Below are 15,478 nucleotides of genomic sequence, written 5' to 3' on the forward strand. Positions count from 1 at the left end.
GATTTACGAGGCATGCGCTTTTTTAATTTTTACATCACGAATTACCAGATCAATGTAGTCGAAGATCTTTTCCTTCTCCTTTTCCGGCAACGCCTCGATATCTTCTATACGCTTCATCAGTTTTTTATCCAGCACCATTTTATCAGAACCGCCGAGTAAGTAGTCAACCGTTACGCTGAGTTCATCAGCAATCTTTTTAGCGATCTCAATAGAGGGCTTGATCTCATTGCGTTCATAGCGGCCGATGATGGGGGCAGAAGTGCCGATCTTCTTCGCTAGTTCTTCTTGTGACCATTTAAGCTGCTTGCGTATTAGGGTGATCCGCTCTCCAAAAGTCATATAAAAGTGCTTTAAATACCTCAAAAATGAGGATAGGGCAAATTTATGCCACCAATAAGTACTAAACAAACTTACGGGAGCCTGCCGCAGCTACTTTGAAAATCTGAAACAGTGGCTTACAGCGAAGAGCAGAACAACCTTTACCAATCGTGAAGCAAGACAGACGCTGCGCATCAATGCAAGCAATCAGAAGCGTTATATGCTTGAGCTTACGGCTAACTATCACATCCGTGTAGCCAACGGTAAAAGAGCCAGAGGCTACGAATACGAGATCGTGAGTTATGAAGAATACGAGAAGTTGAAACAAGGCATTGAAACCGTTTTGGATGAAATCCTAGACAACCTCAAGCAGTTCAATGGTTCACCAGTGGTTCAAAAACAAAATGAACCACTGAAGGAAAAGAAGGTCAGCAAGTTAGTGGAGTAGTTCACTCCGAACAGGAAACATCAACCGAGCAAATTTTACGACTATGAAACAGTTACAGCTTAGTAACGCATCATTCCGTTACCTGGAGCAGAGCTTTAAAGAATGGCTCGACATTATGGGCTATGCCGCGATCAGCGTGTATAACATGCCGCTGCAAGTGCGGGAGCTATTGTACTACCTCGAAGGTCAGGGCATCACAAATATCAAGGAACTTAATAACAAGCACATCCAGAAGTATTACAACAAACTGAAAGAACGTGCGAATCAAAGACGTGCCGGTGGACTTAGCAACAACCATCTAAACAAACACATCCAGGCACTGCGGAAATTTATTGACTACCTCAGACAAGTCGGCAGACTGGAAATCCCTGAACTGAATTTAAAGAACGAAGAAGCAGATCCGAAGTCTATTGATGTACTGACAGAAGAAGAAATACAACTACTCTTTAAGGCCACACAGAAAAAGCCATCGAGAAATCCCAACTGCATGAGCGATGCGCAGATGGAAGCACTTCAGGCAAGAGATCGCGCAATGCTGGCAATCTTTTATGGTTGTGGTCTGAGAAGAAATGAAGGCGTAAGTGTGAATGTATGTGATGTGAATTTTGATCGTGCCATGCTACATGTACGCAAGGGAAAGAACTATAAGGAACGTTTTGTTCCAGTCAGTAAGTCATCACTGAAATACCTGCAAGACTACGTTTATGATCACCGGCCGGAACTACTGCAAGGAAGTAAATCAGAATCGTTTTTTGTTAGCCAGAGAGGCGGCAGGGTACAAGGCCAGACATTGCTTCTGCGATTGAAATACCTGCAACATCAGAGCGAAGATGAAAACCTGATCGAGAAAGAAATCGGACTACATACGCTACGCCACAGCATCGCTACGCACTTACTGCAAGCAGGAATTAAACTGGATTACATCGCACGATTTTTAGGTCATGGTTCACTTGAATCAACACAGATATACACACACCTGGCCGGAGTGGATGGAGATCAGCCACAGCCATTTAGAAATATCCCACGCTACGAAAAGACACAACTACATGAAGACGAGCTTTATTGAATACATCAAAAGAAGAAGCCTGACACCGCGCACGATCAGTAGCTTTGATCGAGTGATCGTTATCTTTTTGAAATGGCTTGAGAAAGAACAAATGAAAGTTGAGCAAGTCAGCTATCGGGATATTTTATCGTTCATGAAATCTTGCCAGAAGCAAGTGAGTCAGCGCACAGTCCAGCTATACTTGAATGTTATCAGACACTACTATGATCACTTGATCGAGGAAAATAAAATCGAAATCAATCCGGTAGCAGGGATCAAAGTACAAGGAGTAAAACGCAAAGCCTTGTATCACATCTTTGAACCTCATGAGCTGCATGCGATCTACAACAGCTATCAGGATGAGACGTTGAAAGGAAAACGAAACAAGATCATGTTAAGTCTGCTGGTGTATCAAGGCGTGAAAACGGAAGAACTGATAAAACTCGAAGTGCAGGACGTAAAGCTGAGAGAAGGAAAAATAGAAATCCCCGGAGGCGCGAAAAGTGAAAGAAGACTTTTGCAACTGGAATCACATCAGGTCTTGGAGTTTTACGACTACATCAACAATACACGAAAGGAGATAATGACGAACTCTGGCCAGAAGACAGATAAACTTTTTGTGAGCATCGAAGGCGGTGATAGTCTCGACAGCTGCATGCACCGGCTCATGTTCTGGGTGAGAAGAAAAAATAAGTTAGTGGTAAATGCAAAACAGTTGAGAGCAAGTGTTATTGTGAAGTGGCTGAAAATGTACAACCTGAGAAAAGTACAATACTTAGCCGGACATCGTTACATCAGTTCAACAGAATCTTATCAGCAAAGTGAAATGCAGGGACTGACTGAAGAAGTGAACAAGTTCCACCCACTCGGATAGCCCACCGCACAAGTCCGCCCCTGGACACACATGCTAACGCGCTTAGCCTTCGTGCCTCAGGCTTCAAGGTAGAAGCGGAGTGCTGCGCACAAGTTGTTCAGGCCTCGGAACACAGGTCACGCCAAAAGCTTCACTACAGCACTAAAAAAAATACGCGCATGGCAGAGAGCCAATGCTAAGCAGTTGAAATAAATCAGCGGAGCTTTTGCATCGGCTCACAGCCATTTTTGCCGACACGCATTCCATTATTTTTTTAACCGCTTCCGTTCCGCTTATTGTCATGCCTTGTGTACCTCGGACGTTCCATTCCTTCGTGCCTCAGTCATTGCGCTCACTTCACAACTTGTACTTGCACGGCATCAGGCCGGCCGGAAATGTTTTGCGGGGGGAAAGTGGTGGCCGGCCTGTGCCTGTTGTTCGTGCTCGCCTTGTGCCTCGCCAGCTCCCCCCGCAACCCCCGTACGCTGGCTCGGGCTCGCGTAGTACTCACCTTGATCAGCGTTGTAGTTCAGTTCATCTGACCTTGATAGTGTGCTGCCTGACCTTGTGAAGGAGAAATACTGACCTTGTCATCACCTTAATCTGCGTGGAATCGAAAGCTTGTGCAAATACCGCTGCTTAGCGCGCCATGCCGGATGAGAATCCAGATCATAAAGAGCAGTTGGGCTTGCATCATTTTTTTCAAGGCCAAATGCCGCGCAATCCCGCCCACATCCAAAGCACTTGCCCTTGAAAAAAACGACTGACTTTTAACTCATCTCACTGAATAGAAAGGGCTAGAAATCGCAGTTAGCAAGATGTATTTTTGTCCACGAAAATCGATGCTAGAGGGGCATCAGCAAGATGTACGTTTGTCCGCAAAAATGCCTCGGAGCTCGGCATTGAGACTGCGAAAAATATCAGTCTAACTGCAGGTAAATCCAGTGAGACTGAACTCCAAAAACCCCGTCTTAGGAAAGTTTTTAAACTTCCCAGACCTTCGAGCGGGGAGCGGATTTGAAGTTTTTTACGGCTGAATCCGTTCCCGAATATCACGTAGTGCCGAATTTACAATAGTGTGAAAACACCATCGTATTTTTGCAGAGGCCAGCCGCGATTGAGAGAACGGATAAGCAAATTTTAAGACTTAATCCGTTGAACATGAGCATCGAAATACAATCAATCACAATCAGCCTTCCCTGGTGGCTTATCCTTACAATCAGCCTCGCGGTAATCAGCAAAATAAAGCCAAAGCGAATTTTGAGGTTAATCAAGGACTGGATAAAAGATGATTGATCCTACCGCTGGAACAGGTGGATTTAATTATGGCAAATCCTCCGTATCTTGCCGCTACGTTCTTTGAAAAAGTTGCTGCGATTACCGGGGAATGGCCTAGTGAAAAATCGGGTTCGCTTGAAAATGGCTTTGGGGAAAATGAAAAGCCGGGTCGAAAAAATGCGATAACTATTATCCGTTCGGTCTCGCCTTTAACTCGTATTCTAGAGAGAATAGCACGCCTCAGAATTACAAATTCAATGGGAAAGAAGAACAAGCTGAATTTAGTTTAGGATGGCTTGACTACGGAGCCAGAATGTATATGCCTGAGATTGGACGGTGGGGAGTGGTGGATCCATTGGCGGGGAAGTACCGAAGATGGAGTCCGTATAACTATTGTATGGATAATCCTTTGCGGTTTATTGATCCTGACGGCATGAGGGTAGAGTTTGCTAATGATGAATCGAAAACGAAAAAAGAAAATCGTGAAGCCAAGAGGGAATTTATGAAAAGCCAAAGAGAGCTAAATCGAAAATCCGAGACGGCACGAGATAATTGGAAAGCTTTAAAGAGATCAGACAATGTTCATACCGTCCATGTCAATCAAAAAGGCACCGATGGAAAGATTATTGACAATAAAGTAACGCCTAAAGAAGGTTACAGCCAAAAAACCGGAGGCGGAACAGATATTTATATAAATACCCAAAGCACAACAATTGAAGGCAAGGATTTGGACACCAATATTATTGGAATAGCTCATGAAGAGGGACATGCTACTCGTTTTGATCAGGGGCTTGTGGCAGAACGGACTATGCAGGACAATTTGAATGATCCCAAAGCGTTTGTGAAGAGTCTTCTGGAGCTTGACAAAATTAAAGTCACCGAAGAGGTAGGAGCTAGTCGAATCGAAAATAAGGTCCGGTCCGAGGTAGGTATTCCGTTAAGGGAAAAGTATAGCAATATACCACAGCATGTGGATCCCGTTACTCATCAAATAAGGGTTTTCACTATAGATGCAAAAATCGAATAAGAGATGATCAAGGATATGAAAAGTAGTAGAATGGGGATTGTTCTTGTTGCGTGCGGAGCCATTTTAAGTTTTTGTGGTTCTAGCCGTAGTATTACTACGGTCTCACATAATTGCAATTTTATTCAACAAGAATTTGAAATTGATGAAAATGGTTTCAAACAATTTAATTCAGAGCTGGCGGACTTTCTGAAAGCCCATCAGGATTTTGATGCAATGATTATTGAAATGAAAGGCGGAGAACATGAGCCTTCGTATTTGAAAAGATGGACTGTAATCAATGGCGAGTTATTTAAGACGGAGATGGTTCAGGCTTCTAGAAGCGTTAAAAAAATGAGCTCAATTGATCTTGACGAGCTAGTTGCTAAGTACAGTGACAAGATGAGTCCGGGGAGTTATATGCAAATCTGTCCGTATTCTTCAGATAGCAACTTGTTGCTGTTCTTAATTAGAAATAAAAATGGCATTTTCTTTAAATATTCGGCTGCTGAAAGTTATAGCTCGCTAGAAGGAAAGTATTTGAAACAAATAAAAGATGCTGTTTCCATATTTGACTTATTGCAAAGTCGCTGATAGTGGAAATTTATAACAGAAATTCCTTCATATCAGAAAGGACGTTCGAAAGAGCGTCCTTTAATTTTTTGTACCTATGAAACAGAAAAAATTATGATGATACTCACAAGAAGACTGGCAATTAATACCCTGTTTTTTTTGGTGCTTGTTATTAATGCCAGTTGCCAACATAACAATAATAATACAGCCACACCTGGCTTTCCCGGTGGAAAAGTGAAACTGGAGCAGTTTATTAAAAAAAACCTGCAATGGAGGCAAGGCCAACTTACAGTTGAGGGCACCGTATTTGTCTCTTTTATCGTAGACTCACTTGGGAAAATCAATGACATTAAGGTCATAAAAAGTTTATGCGAAAGCTGTGATCAAGAAGCTGTACGAATCGTTAAGGCTATGCCAGATTGGATTCCTGCAAAAAGGAATGGAGAGCCCTTCAGTTCTCAGGCAATGGTTTCAATCCCGTTTAAATTATCAGCAGATAAATAAGGCATAAAACAGAACGATGACCATTATCATCCCCTGAATCACGTAACCTGCAACCAGGGGCAACACAACGTTCCGCTCCACGCGCTTGCTGGGCGGCAGCGACCCGGCCGCTGTATACGGTCTGGCAAAATCACTCAGCGTCATGCCTGGCGACAAGATCGCGGCGAAGGTATACGCGAAATATGTCGATTCTAACGACCCCAGGTAGAACAGGCGCTTCGTAACTTCTTGCTGTCCCTCGGTATGGGCAACAACGGCGGCCCGCTGGTCGACGGAGGCAGCCCCGGCAGCCTGGGCGGTAGTGCCTTCCCTTTCCCCACTTTCTTCAACCACCAAAACGAACCCGGCACCGGTCCCAAAGCCTACCTCAACTACCTGATCTTCGACCGCGACTTTAACTACCTTGACGGTGGCTTTGAACGTTTGACAGCCGACGGTCGCGAAACCGGCGCCCTCCTGCCAGAAGGCTCCGGATTCGACGAGCTCAGCTTCGCAGAAGGAGATATCAAGATCATGGAGCCAGGATTTGTGTATATTTACTTCAGCAACGAGAATGACAATCGCGTTGAAGTGTTCTTTGATGATTTTACTGTGACGCATACAAAATCACCGGTGGTGCAGGTCGATGATTATTACCCGTACGGGTTGACCTTTAACTCGTATCAACGGGAAAATGGTCTTAGCCAAAAGTATCTTTTTAACGGAAAGGAGTTTTTGGATGAAATGAATATTGACTGGCATGACTATCAAGCCAGACAGTACGACTCAAAAATTGGACGCTTCTTATCAGTAGATCCTGCGACCGAGGCTATGAGGAAATTCTCAGTTTACAGCTATGCGTTTGGTAATCCGATAAGATTTATCGATCCGGATGGCATGATGCCTGAAGAAGTTATTGATCCTACAAAGCAAAAGAATGAAAAAAACATACAGCAGAAGGTAGATAGAGTCTATGAGCAACCGCTACGCAATACTCCGTTGCCTGGTCAAGGAGCGAGTGTCGAACTATCAGGGTCAGTATCCATAGGGTTACAAGGCGGATTTAGTGTTAAGGTCCTGGGCGAGAACATGTCAGTCTTTGTGAATTTTGGAAGTTTTGACCTTGTAACGGCAAGCACTAGTGAAGGAGTCAAGTCTGGAGATGGCAATGTTAAAGAAGGAGCCGAACTCGGAATCGGCCCTGTCGGAGTTAGTAAGGAGATAGAAACTTCAAAAGAGGGAGAAAACGGCAACTTTACGGTTACTTCCACAGAAAAGACCACTTTCAATTTTTTTAACATTGAAGGATCTGGAACAAGCCAGACGGATGTAAAAAATCCCGAGTCGACTAATCCCCAGACGACGCGCATGACGAGCACCTCACTTGGTGCGTCACAATCCGCGAAAGCTGGCCTAGGCATTGTGATAAGCGGAGGTGTGAGCGGCAGTATTACTCCAGGAAGAGTTACTGGTGTAGGCGACCTGAATCCGAAGTATGTAGCCTCAGACGCCACGCGCGTGTCTATAAATAAATTACCTCCAAAAAAATAATAGCAATCATGACAATGACACTTATCAGCTTTGTGTTCTTTTCCTATTTGACTAAATTCATATTACATTTTATTTATCTAAAAAGAAATCTGATATATGTTAAATCAACCAATACGGGAAATTTGAGCAAAAAGATTGATGAACTGTTCGAAAAATACAGATTGTTTTTTCTAGCATCTATTATGTTCCCAATCATTAAGAGAAAAAATGACCGTAGGTTAAAATTAATTATTAATGCACTAGTTGCTATTTTCTACATAAGTCTGGCGCTGTTTTTAATCTACTCTTAATCAGTCAATCAAAATCCAAATGAAACAAATACTCATTACTTCTCTAATCTTATGGTCATTCAACTCGGAGGCGCAAGATACACCTCAAAAATTCGTGGATCGTTTTTTTGTCTTGTACCAAACAAAAGGAGCCAATGAGGCAATAGATTATATTTTTTCAACCAACAATTGGATGAATGAATCGAAAGACCAAGTGGAAAATGTAAAATTCAAACTCAACAGCACATTAAAACTGCTGGGAAAATATGAAGGTTACGATTTGATAACAAAAAAGAGTATTGGCGAACATCTTTCATTGTATACATTCTTAATAAGATATGACAGACAACCACTCAGATTCACTATGACGTTCTATAATCCATCAAAGGATTGGAGATTATATAACTTTAGTTATGACGATTCCCTTGATGAAGAACTTAAGGAAGCAGGAAAGGCATATCGACTGAAAGAAAATCTAGATTACTAACACTAATCATATTCCGCAAATCTACACAAAGTTGCTTCGGGGCTGTTGTCGAATCCCCGTACAAGTTTATCATAACTGATACATTTTAAGACAGAAACTATTGGCGGGCCCACTATACACAGGGGAAACTTTTCAAATAACTCGTAAATGACAGATTTCCAATACCGGACAGGAAGGAACGCCTACTGAACAACAGACAGCATTTTATAATTCTATGTCTGCAGTTACAAGTTTGGAAGGAAGTGCAGTTAAAGCCGGACTCGTTGAGGGCACTCCGGAAGTAATTGTTGGAAGCTATGAGCTAGGTCAATTAGATGTTGATGACATGCTTCCATTCGGAGACGGCCCTGTTGCATCAGCAGCTGGAACGCTGATACGAAGACTATGATAGCCTCTCATATGAGAAAACACTAAACAGCATAAAAATCGTTGAAGGGTGATAATTTAAAAATACTAGCTCGGCACCGGGTAATATGGAAGTTTCCGCCCTGCCCCTGCATGCCATGACTTTTTTTGAAGAGTTAATTGAGGCGTCCAATCATTCCACAATACAGATGATAATTTTTGATGAAAGTAAAGTGTCTCAGATAGGCAAAGTGCTTGAGGATTTAAAATGTTTCGTGGGAGGGAAGTCATCTTAAGAATCTTATTGCTGTAGATGTTCCTCCAAATGTCTCCTATAAGGTTATTAAAGAATACCTTGATAAAGGCGAAAAAGAAAGTCGTTGGAGTTATAAGGAGGCCTGCTTGGGACAGTAGCCCAGGTGGCGGCAAATTCAGATTAGATTTTCATAGCTTTAGTACAAGAGGATCGACATTACATTTTCCATACTAACAACAGAGGCAATTCAATTAGTCTCCACAGAAGTTTAAAGTCCACTGAGATTTTGGCAACCAATCAAATAAAAATAAAAAAAGTAAAAGAATAACAGATAGCCTAACCAGGTCGTTTTTATTAATTTTGATTTTTACGAAAGCCAAGATGATCGCGTTTTATTGAAAGAAATTCTCAAGTCCTTTTTACTCTTTGAGATCGCCTGTTTTTTTTCTTTTCGTAGAGAGGAAAACTTAACGGATGACAATGAGCTACTGAAATTAAGGAAACGAGTTCCACTCACTTTTGAGAAATAGGCGATCTTCCACTGCAACATATTCAATAGACTCTTATAGGAATTTGACAAACGTTCATTTCAACACACAGCAAAATCTTACAGACCATGATTAATCCACGTAACATATTGATTTTGACGTTGACACTTTTTTCTCTTAATCAGGATGCAAAAGGCCAGACGGATTACATTTTTTACGACTTGCCAGAAAAGGTAACATTAAAAGCAAAAGAGTATATAGATCAATATACTAATCGAAATGGCAAGATTGGTTTTATTGCTCAGCTTGACAAAAATGTTGATGACAACTATTTACTCTTCATTATCATAGATGATTTCGCAAAACAAGAACCCCCAAATCTCCTGTACGAAGCTGTGATAAAAAAAACCAATAGGATGATTAGGTTAGATGATGATAATCTTCTTCCCCTAATTACAGGTGAAGATGTGCATTTTGCATATCTTGGGGACGCACCGCCTCGCAAACCTGGTGGCCCAAAGGGAAAAAAAAAGGTGGTATTTAATCATGAATCGTATTCTATAACTTTTGATTTAACGGGGAAGATTTATTAATAATGAAAGCCCAGCCTCGCCGGTTTTTATTGCTGAAAGAGATCGCCCTGATCACTACGATTATCACCGCGCCTGTGAATGTCACGTACGTTTGGAATATTGAGAATTATACAGCGGAAAAATCTGACGATGACTGGTGTTTTTTTCTAAATATTAAGAACACTGTCTAGGAACTCAACTATTCTGTTTTTTGGAGTACCTTGCTTTACGGGATAGTGATAACACAAATAAAAACAATGCACCCTACAAAAACATTATTTTTCTTATCGTTATCCAGTGTAATGCTCTCGTGCTCCAGACCCAACAATTGTCTGTCGCCAATCCAATTTGCGCCAGGCGACCAGCCATACGTATACATCCAACACCCACATCCCTCGGGTCAACCATGTACTTATTCCGTAGCAACGCAATTCCAAACTGATGAAGGGGCCGTTACTTCGAATGGCTTTCTTGTATTTGAAGACCTTAAATTTAAAATTAAGCTGGACTCGGCAAAAGGGAAACCAATAACATTTTTTTATTTCTCAAAGCATGTAGGCAAAATCTATCATCTTCCAATTGAAATTGGTGGGCGTAAAAAAGTACTGAACATGCGCCTTGAAAATATAATTGATACGCCTTCCCCAAACAAAGTTCATCAATTCAGGCTCATCGGTGGATTCGCACCCCCCGGTATTAAAGATGACGTGGTTTTTTTTGTTGACATGAAAAGAGGTGTAATTGGGTCCTACATTTCCGCCTTCGAAAATACTCAAGAGGTCATTATTGCGCCACGGGGGAATATTCTTCGAGATTCATTGGACTATTCGAACAAACGGTTTAAACATTGGCTATAAACAACTTGTTAAGGATCTGTCTGAAAGGTGTAAATTGCATGCTATGGACCGGAATACACTCCTTCATCAAATTCAATCCAATATTAATATACACGGGTACCACATCACGTCAGTTGCAGGGACATTACTCCCCAGATTTGTCTATACCATCGGTTGCACAGATCTCTTTGGAGCAGATCTCGTGTTTTGCGGAGGCGAAGCATATTCCCAAGACGACATGATTCGGATCATCAAGGAAATGGTCGGAGCATTAAAAAACGGTGCACAATGGAAGAATTTGACCTTGCAAGTTGATAATCTTGGTTCATTTTCTCTTTCTGAGGTTGATAATTCCTGGAGCAAATTGATAACACTTGGGATTTTTGATTATTACAAGAAAAACGATATCCGGGTGCTTCAAATCTCACCGGGTCAGGACCGTTTGACTTTAGACATTCCGGATATGACGAAACCGTTCAACGTTGAGTCAGAGCCGGTCTGGCAATGGCTTATAAAGGAATGGAACTACCCGCTTCCGCCGACATCTACTGCGATCATAAATGTAGAAGTCCTTTACGGTGAGAAAGCAACACAAATAATACGATGGGAACACGAGGAATGGGAAATTTTCTCAAAGCCAGTGGACAATGTTCCAAAAGACGATATGCGTGCAATGCCGTTAGCCATACTTTTAGGTATTGATGAATCACTACAAGCTGTAATTCATTTACAAACAGGAGATGGACTTTGGCGCGACAAGGGTGAGCTCCCATGGAATGAGTGGTAGTGATTTGTTGCATTCGTACTCCCGAGGTCCATCTAGGCATGGAGATTCTTTCGAGAGTGTGATGGAACTGCATTAATCAACCCAGTATGAAGAAACAAAATATCTACTCTCTTATAATTTTCCTTGTGTTCATTACTATGGTGATGGCGTGTAATGAAAAGAAGTTCGATAAAAGACGATGGACCGCCAAAACTGATGCGAATTTTCGACCTAATGAAAGAGGGCAAATGATCAATGACCTTTTATCCAATCATAAATTAGTTGGCTTAAAATATGTGGACATAATCACCCTATTGGGTGCTCCTGACGGCATCGACAGCAGCTCTGTGTTTTATGAAATAGAAATTGATTATGGTTCCGATATCGACCCGGTTTACAAAAAGGATCTATATTTATTCACAACCGAAGATTCAATAATAACTCATACGAGATTAAAGAATGGAAGAGAACATACTGAAGGTCGCACTTGAAATTTCAATTCTTTTTGTACAAAACACAATACTTGCGCTGTGCTTGATCGCGCTAAACGTTGCTCTTCTCTTTTTTTTAAATGTGAGTCCTGAAATTAACATCCCTGTGAGTCGCAAGACGCTTACAACTATTCTTCAGTTTACCATAGTGATCATCTCGATCATTGTTATTGCAAATCCAGGCAAATATCTTTTTCCATCCGCCGCGTCGCTCCCATGGTTTGGACTACTGGCAATGAGACATTTTATATACAAGATTTTGGCAGCCGACTTTGAACAGGATAAAAATATCACCAAATTCATTCGAAGATTTTTTGAAATTTACATATTTCCATTCTTTGCCTTTTTCATCAGTTTATATCAATGTATTTACATATTCATCTGGTCGCATCCATAAAAACAAGTCAAAAAATTTCTCAGGTTGAGTGAAAGATCTTAATTAACGATAACAAAAAAAGTAGTTTACAGATGATCGTTTTAGTTATTGGAATTTTGATGTCTACTCTGGGAATATTGATTTTAATTTATCTATTCAACAACGATTCATTCAATAAAAGGCCGATAAATGGCGGAATCGTACATACGACGTTTGCAGCGCTGGGATTGATTATATATGGCATCTGTCTAATATTTTCATAATTAGTAATAGCTAATCGCCTTACAAAAGGGCTTTAGAAGAAAAGTAATGAACGCAATAAAATCATTTGTTCTCGTAAATCTCCTTCTGTTAGGCTATGTAATAGTTTTAGTTGTTTTAAGCATGTTTGACGTTTCGATCGCCGATTTAAGAATACATTTTGCTGTTAATTTTAACTATTACTATTTAATATTTATCGCCACGCCACTACTAACACTCACCCTTCCGGCTGCAACCATAAGAAGCAGGCTTCTCGTTTTGGGAATCTCGGTTATAGGGATTTTCGTTTTATATACAGGCCACAGCACTATCGTACCGTGGTAATAATAATTTATTAAGAATCTCCGCCCATCGACCCCGAAACGTGCTTCCTGAGGCAGGATTCCAGGCACGCTTCCCTTGCGGATTCACCCTTGGGGTTCTGGCCGATATGGGCAAAAAAGGAGGTGAACGGAGAATTGTATTGAGAGAAAAGATTACCTATTTGCATACAAACCAGACGCAACATGTTGTTATAGTGGCGCCGTATGGGGAGAAATCGTCGTAACATTACTCTGAAATTTGCAGGCCCAACTATTAAAAAAATCAGCCGGACATGCCAGGGAAAAATCGTACCTTCACGCCGCCATGCGCGTTGTATTTTCCCTGCTTCTGAGTTTCTGTACATTGGCTTCATACGGCCAAACCGATAGCCTGTTAACACGTCCGCAGCAGGCCCTCGACAGCCTGGCTCGAAAGCCCCTGCACCCGGGGCTGGATTCTGTGCAACATGACTTTTATGCCTCGTCGGATAGCCTGAAAAATGCTTTCCGGGGCAAATTTGCTGGCCTGGACTCGGCGCAGGCCGGTACCCAGCACATCCTGGACAGCTTGCAGGCCTTGCAGTTGCCCCACGAAGAATATGTTCAAAAGCTCGATAGCATCCGCCAAAAGCGGGAGTCGGAGATCCAATCGCTGAACCAGAAAATGGAAGGGCTGAAGTCGAAGGCCACCGGGCGGATCAACAGCCTGGAGCTGCCGCCACAGGCCCAGGAGCAGGCAACGGCCCTGACGAGCCAGATCGACGGCTTTCAGCTGCCCGTGAAAGACCTGAACCTGGACGCCGTGGGGGTGGACAGCCCGTTCGGGAGTCTGAACGGCCTGACCAGCGCCGTGGACTCGCGCGTGGGCAAGATCGGCGCGCTCGGCGGCATGCCGGAGTTTCCCGGCGAGCTGGGACAGGTGAAAGATGTGACCGGCCAACTGGGCGGCTATCAGCAGGACATCAAAAACATAGCCGGCGGCAACCTGCAGGACGTCAAGCAGGTGCCGGGTGCGCTGGAAGGAAAGGCCGCCGAAGCGACGGGCCTGGGCGAGGTGACCAAACAAGCCGAGGCATTGAACCCGATGCTGGATGCGGCGAAGAACCCCGACGCGATGAAGCAGCAAGCGATCAAACAGGTGCAGCAGCAGGCCGTCAACCACTTTGCCGGCAAGGAGCAGGTGCTGCAGCAGGCGATGGAAAAGATGTCGAAGTTGAAAAGCAAATACGCGAGCCTGAACAGCCTGAAAGATATACCGAAGCGCAAGCCGAACGAAATGCGCGGCAAGCCGCTGCGGGAGCGCCTGCTGCCGGGCATCGCGTTGCAGATCCAGAAGAAGGGCGACGACGTGCTGGTGGACTTCAATCCCTATATAGGCTACAGGTTGTCGGGCCGCCTGACCAGCGGAGCGGGATGGAACCACCGTGCAAGCTATAATACCGACCGCAACGGCCTGACGATGGCGCCGCGGATCTATGGGCCGCGCGCGTACGGTGAGTTTAAGCTAGGCAAAGGATTTTCGCCGCGTGCGGAGTTCGAGTATATGAATACCTACGTGCCGCCGCAGCTGCAAACGCCCGCCACCGACCCCGGTGTGCGCGAGTGGGTGCCGGGCGCGTTTGTGGGCATGAAGAAAGACTATCGTTTTATCCGGTCCGTGAAAGGTACGGCAATGATCATGCTGCGGGTATTTAACGTCGATCATAAAAGCCCGTATGCCGATGTGCTGAATGTGCGCTTCGGGTTTGAGTTCCCGCAGAAAAAGAAAAGCAAGAAGGAGAAGCAGACGGACGCTGATAAGAAATAACCAGCTTTGTACGAATGAAAAGCCATCCTACCGCGAAATCCATCGTCCCCCACCAGACATTGGAACAGCTGGAGAGCGACTTTTGGGGCGAACCTCCCGTGGGGGTATCAAGCCTCGTCTCGAAGTGTTACGAGCTCCGCAGAAAAAGAATCAACGATTTCGAGGCTGGCGACTTCAGAATATTAATTGGCCAGCAAATCGGTCTGCCTTTTCTGGTCCCCTTCGCCATAAACCTACTCGATGACAACGCCTTTATAGAGGGAGACTACTACGAAGGAGATCTGTTAAAAAGCGTATTAACGATCAACCCGGAATTCTGGAAAGCAAACCCGGAATTAAAAGAAAATATCACCCGGATCTTCGAAAGAAATAAAGATACGCTGACGCACGAGGCTCCCATCGATCAGAAGATCAAAGCAGAACTGATCGAAGCATATAGCAATCTGTTGAGCCTACGCTAATTCGCGTTCCTGTTGCAATGATTGATTCCTATCATTCATAAAGTCATCCGAAAAACCAGACAGACTATCGTAAAAATTCTGCCAGGGATTATGAAACGGTATGATATAAACTACACTTCCTATTTTCTCCAAACGGATATCCTCCCCGTCGGTCTGAGGATATGGAAATGTCGCAAATTCGTCAGTTCAATTGTCTTCAATGAAAATCG

At 43.3% G+C, this 15,478-nt stretch carries 16 protein-coding genes and 1 pseudogene; 16 read left to right on the top strand and 1 reads right to left on the bottom strand.

The genetic code is table 11. The annotated features are described in order from the left end of the window. Positions 1 to 3: 3 nt before the first annotated feature. On the bottom strand, positions 4 to 339 hold the full coding sequence (locus KK078_RS21435) for a helix-turn-helix domain-containing protein (protein ID WP_254092369.1): 336 nt from the start codon (positions 337 to 339) through the stop codon (positions 4 to 6). Positions 340 to 538: 199 nt separating this feature from the next. Between KK078_RS21435 and KK078_RS21440 the strand changes: the two genes are divergently transcribed. From KK078_RS21440 to KK078_RS21510, 16 genes and pseudogenes are all read left to right on the top strand, one after another. After that, positions 539 to 766 (top strand): hypothetical protein, encoded by a 228-nt coding sequence (locus KK078_RS21440; RefSeq protein ID WP_254092370.1) that lies wholly within the window; start codon positions 539 to 541, stop codon positions 764 to 766. 43 nt (positions 767 to 809) lie between these two features. Continuing rightward, complete coding sequence (locus KK078_RS21445) at positions 810 to 1,832, top strand: tyrosine-type recombinase/integrase (RefSeq protein WP_254092371.1); 1,023 nt, start codon at positions 810 to 812, stop codon at positions 1,830 to 1,832. After that, positions 1,813 to 2,685 (top strand): tyrosine-type recombinase/integrase, encoded by an 873-nt coding sequence (locus tag KK078_RS21450; RefSeq protein ID WP_254092372.1) that lies wholly within the window; start codon positions 1,813 to 1,815, stop codon positions 2,683 to 2,685. The genes KK078_RS21445 and KK078_RS21450 overlap by 20 nt, the downstream gene beginning before the upstream one ends. A 1,271-nt stretch (positions 2,686 to 3,956) precedes the next feature. Beyond that, positions 3,957 to 4,232 (top strand): hypothetical protein, encoded by a 276-nt coding sequence (locus KK078_RS21455; RefSeq protein ID WP_254092373.1) that lies wholly within the window; start codon positions 3,957 to 3,959, stop codon positions 4,230 to 4,232. Then, a pseudogene (locus KK078_RS30865) lies at positions 4,190 to 4,318 on the top strand (RHS repeat-associated core domain-containing protein); the annotation flags it as partial. The gene KK078_RS21455 and the pseudogene KK078_RS30865, both read left to right, overlap by 43 nt. A 21-nt stretch (positions 4,319 to 4,339) precedes the next feature. Then, a complete protein-coding gene (locus KK078_RS21460) occupies positions 4,340 to 4,969 on the top strand; it encodes a type III secretion system effector protein (protein ID WP_254092374.1) in 630 nt (209 codons plus the stop codon). 3 nt (positions 4,970 to 4,972) lie between these two features. After that, positions 4,973 to 5,539: a hypothetical protein gene (locus KK078_RS21465; protein ID WP_254092375.1), complete on the top strand. Its 567-nt coding sequence runs from the start codon at positions 4,973 to 4,975 to the stop codon at positions 5,537 to 5,539. A gap of 93 nt (positions 5,540 to 5,632) precedes the next feature. Continuing rightward, on the top strand, positions 5,633 to 6,022 hold the full coding sequence (locus KK078_RS21470; RefSeq protein ID WP_254092376.1) for an energy transducer TonB: 390 nt from the start codon (positions 5,633 to 5,635) through the stop codon (positions 6,020 to 6,022). A gap of 243 nt (positions 6,023 to 6,265) precedes the next feature. Next, positions 6,266 to 7,552, top strand: coding sequence for an RHS repeat-associated core domain-containing protein (locus tag KK078_RS21475; protein WP_254092377.1), 1,287 nt, complete (start codon positions 6,266 to 6,268; stop codon positions 7,550 to 7,552). 309 nt (positions 7,553 to 7,861) lie between these two features. Further along, positions 7,862 to 8,308 (top strand): hypothetical protein, encoded by a 447-nt coding sequence (locus KK078_RS21480; protein WP_254092378.1) that lies wholly within the window; start codon positions 7,862 to 7,864, stop codon positions 8,306 to 8,308. A gap of 1,217 nt (positions 8,309 to 9,525) precedes the next feature. Beyond that, complete coding sequence (locus KK078_RS21485) at positions 9,526 to 9,990, top strand: hypothetical protein (RefSeq protein ID WP_254092379.1); 465 nt, start codon at positions 9,526 to 9,528, stop codon at positions 9,988 to 9,990. A 236-nt stretch (positions 9,991 to 10,226) separates the two neighbouring features. Further along, the gene (locus tag KK078_RS21490; protein ID WP_254092380.1) at positions 10,227 to 10,826 is read left to right on the top strand and encodes a hypothetical protein; all 600 of its coding nucleotides are present in this window, start codon (positions 10,227 to 10,229) and stop codon (positions 10,824 to 10,826) included. 43 nt (positions 10,827 to 10,869) lie between these two features. Continuing rightward, positions 10,870 to 11,592, top strand: coding sequence for a DUF4262 domain-containing protein (locus KK078_RS21495; RefSeq protein WP_254092381.1), 723 nt, complete (start codon positions 10,870 to 10,872; stop codon positions 11,590 to 11,592). Between the two features lie 86 nt (positions 11,593 to 11,678). Then, positions 11,679 to 12,062 (top strand): hypothetical protein, encoded by a 384-nt coding sequence (locus tag KK078_RS21500; RefSeq protein WP_254092382.1) that lies wholly within the window; start codon positions 11,679 to 11,681, stop codon positions 12,060 to 12,062. Positions 12,063 to 13,326: 1,264 nt separating this feature from the next. Then, positions 13,327 to 14,808, top strand: a complete 1,482-nt coding sequence (locus tag KK078_RS21505) for a hypothetical protein (RefSeq protein ID WP_254092383.1) — start codon at positions 13,327 to 13,329, stop codon at positions 14,806 to 14,808. A 14-nt stretch (positions 14,809 to 14,822) separates the two neighbouring features. Further along, positions 14,823 to 15,269 (top strand): contact-dependent growth inhibition system immunity protein, encoded by a 447-nt coding sequence (locus KK078_RS21510; RefSeq protein ID WP_254092384.1) that lies wholly within the window; start codon positions 14,823 to 14,825, stop codon positions 15,267 to 15,269. The last annotated feature ends 209 nt before the right edge of the window (positions 15,270 to 15,478 follow it).

It is taken from the genome of Dawidia soli, assembly GCF_018598185.1.
In the GTDB taxonomy this organism is placed as follows: Bacteria; Bacteroidota; Bacteroidia; order Cytophagales; family Cyclobacteriaceae; genus Ohtaekwangia; species Ohtaekwangia soli.

Coding starts and splice junctions, on each gene's coding strand:
- KK078_RS21495 (WP_254092381.1), top strand. CDS start 10,870: ATGGACCGGAATACACTCCTTCATCAAATTCAATCCAATATTAATATA.
- KK078_RS21440 (WP_254092370.1), top strand. CDS start 539: ATGCTTGAGCTTACGGCTAACTATCACATCCGTGTAGCCAACGGTAAA.
- KK078_RS21505 (WP_254092383.1), top strand. CDS start 13,327: ATGCGCGTTGTATTTTCCCTGCTTCTGAGTTTCTGTACATTGGCTTCA.
- KK078_RS21475 (WP_254092377.1), top strand. CDS start 6,266: ATGGGCAACAACGGCGGCCCGCTGGTCGACGGAGGCAGCCCCGGCAGC.
- KK078_RS21460 (WP_254092374.1), top strand. CDS start 4,340: ATGGATAATCCTTTGCGGTTTATTGATCCTGACGGCATGAGGGTAGAG.
- KK078_RS21435 (WP_254092369.1), bottom strand. CDS start 339: ATGACTTTTGGAGAGCGGATCACCCTAATACGCAAGCAGCTTAAATGG.
- KK078_RS21450 (WP_254092372.1), top strand. CDS start 1,813: ATGAAGACGAGCTTTATTGAATACATCAAAAGAAGAAGCCTGACACCG.
- KK078_RS21490 (WP_254092380.1), top strand. CDS start 10,227: ATGCACCCTACAAAAACATTATTTTTCTTATCGTTATCCAGTGTAATG.
- KK078_RS21470 (WP_254092376.1), top strand. CDS start 5,633: ATGATGATACTCACAAGAAGACTGGCAATTAATACCCTGTTTTTTTTG.
- KK078_RS21500 (WP_254092382.1), top strand. CDS start 11,679: ATGAAGAAACAAAATATCTACTCTCTTATAATTTTCCTTGTGTTCATT.
- KK078_RS21465 (WP_254092375.1), top strand. CDS start 4,973: ATGATCAAGGATATGAAAAGTAGTAGAATGGGGATTGTTCTTGTTGCG.
- KK078_RS21445 (WP_254092371.1), top strand. CDS start 810: ATGAAACAGTTACAGCTTAGTAACGCATCATTCCGTTACCTGGAGCAG.
- KK078_RS21510 (WP_254092384.1), top strand. CDS start 14,823: ATGAAAAGCCATCCTACCGCGAAATCCATCGTCCCCCACCAGACATTG.
- KK078_RS21480 (WP_254092378.1), top strand. CDS start 7,862: ATGAAACAAATACTCATTACTTCTCTAATCTTATGGTCATTCAACTCG.
- KK078_RS21485 (WP_254092379.1), top strand. CDS start 9,526: ATGATTAATCCACGTAACATATTGATTTTGACGTTGACACTTTTTTCT.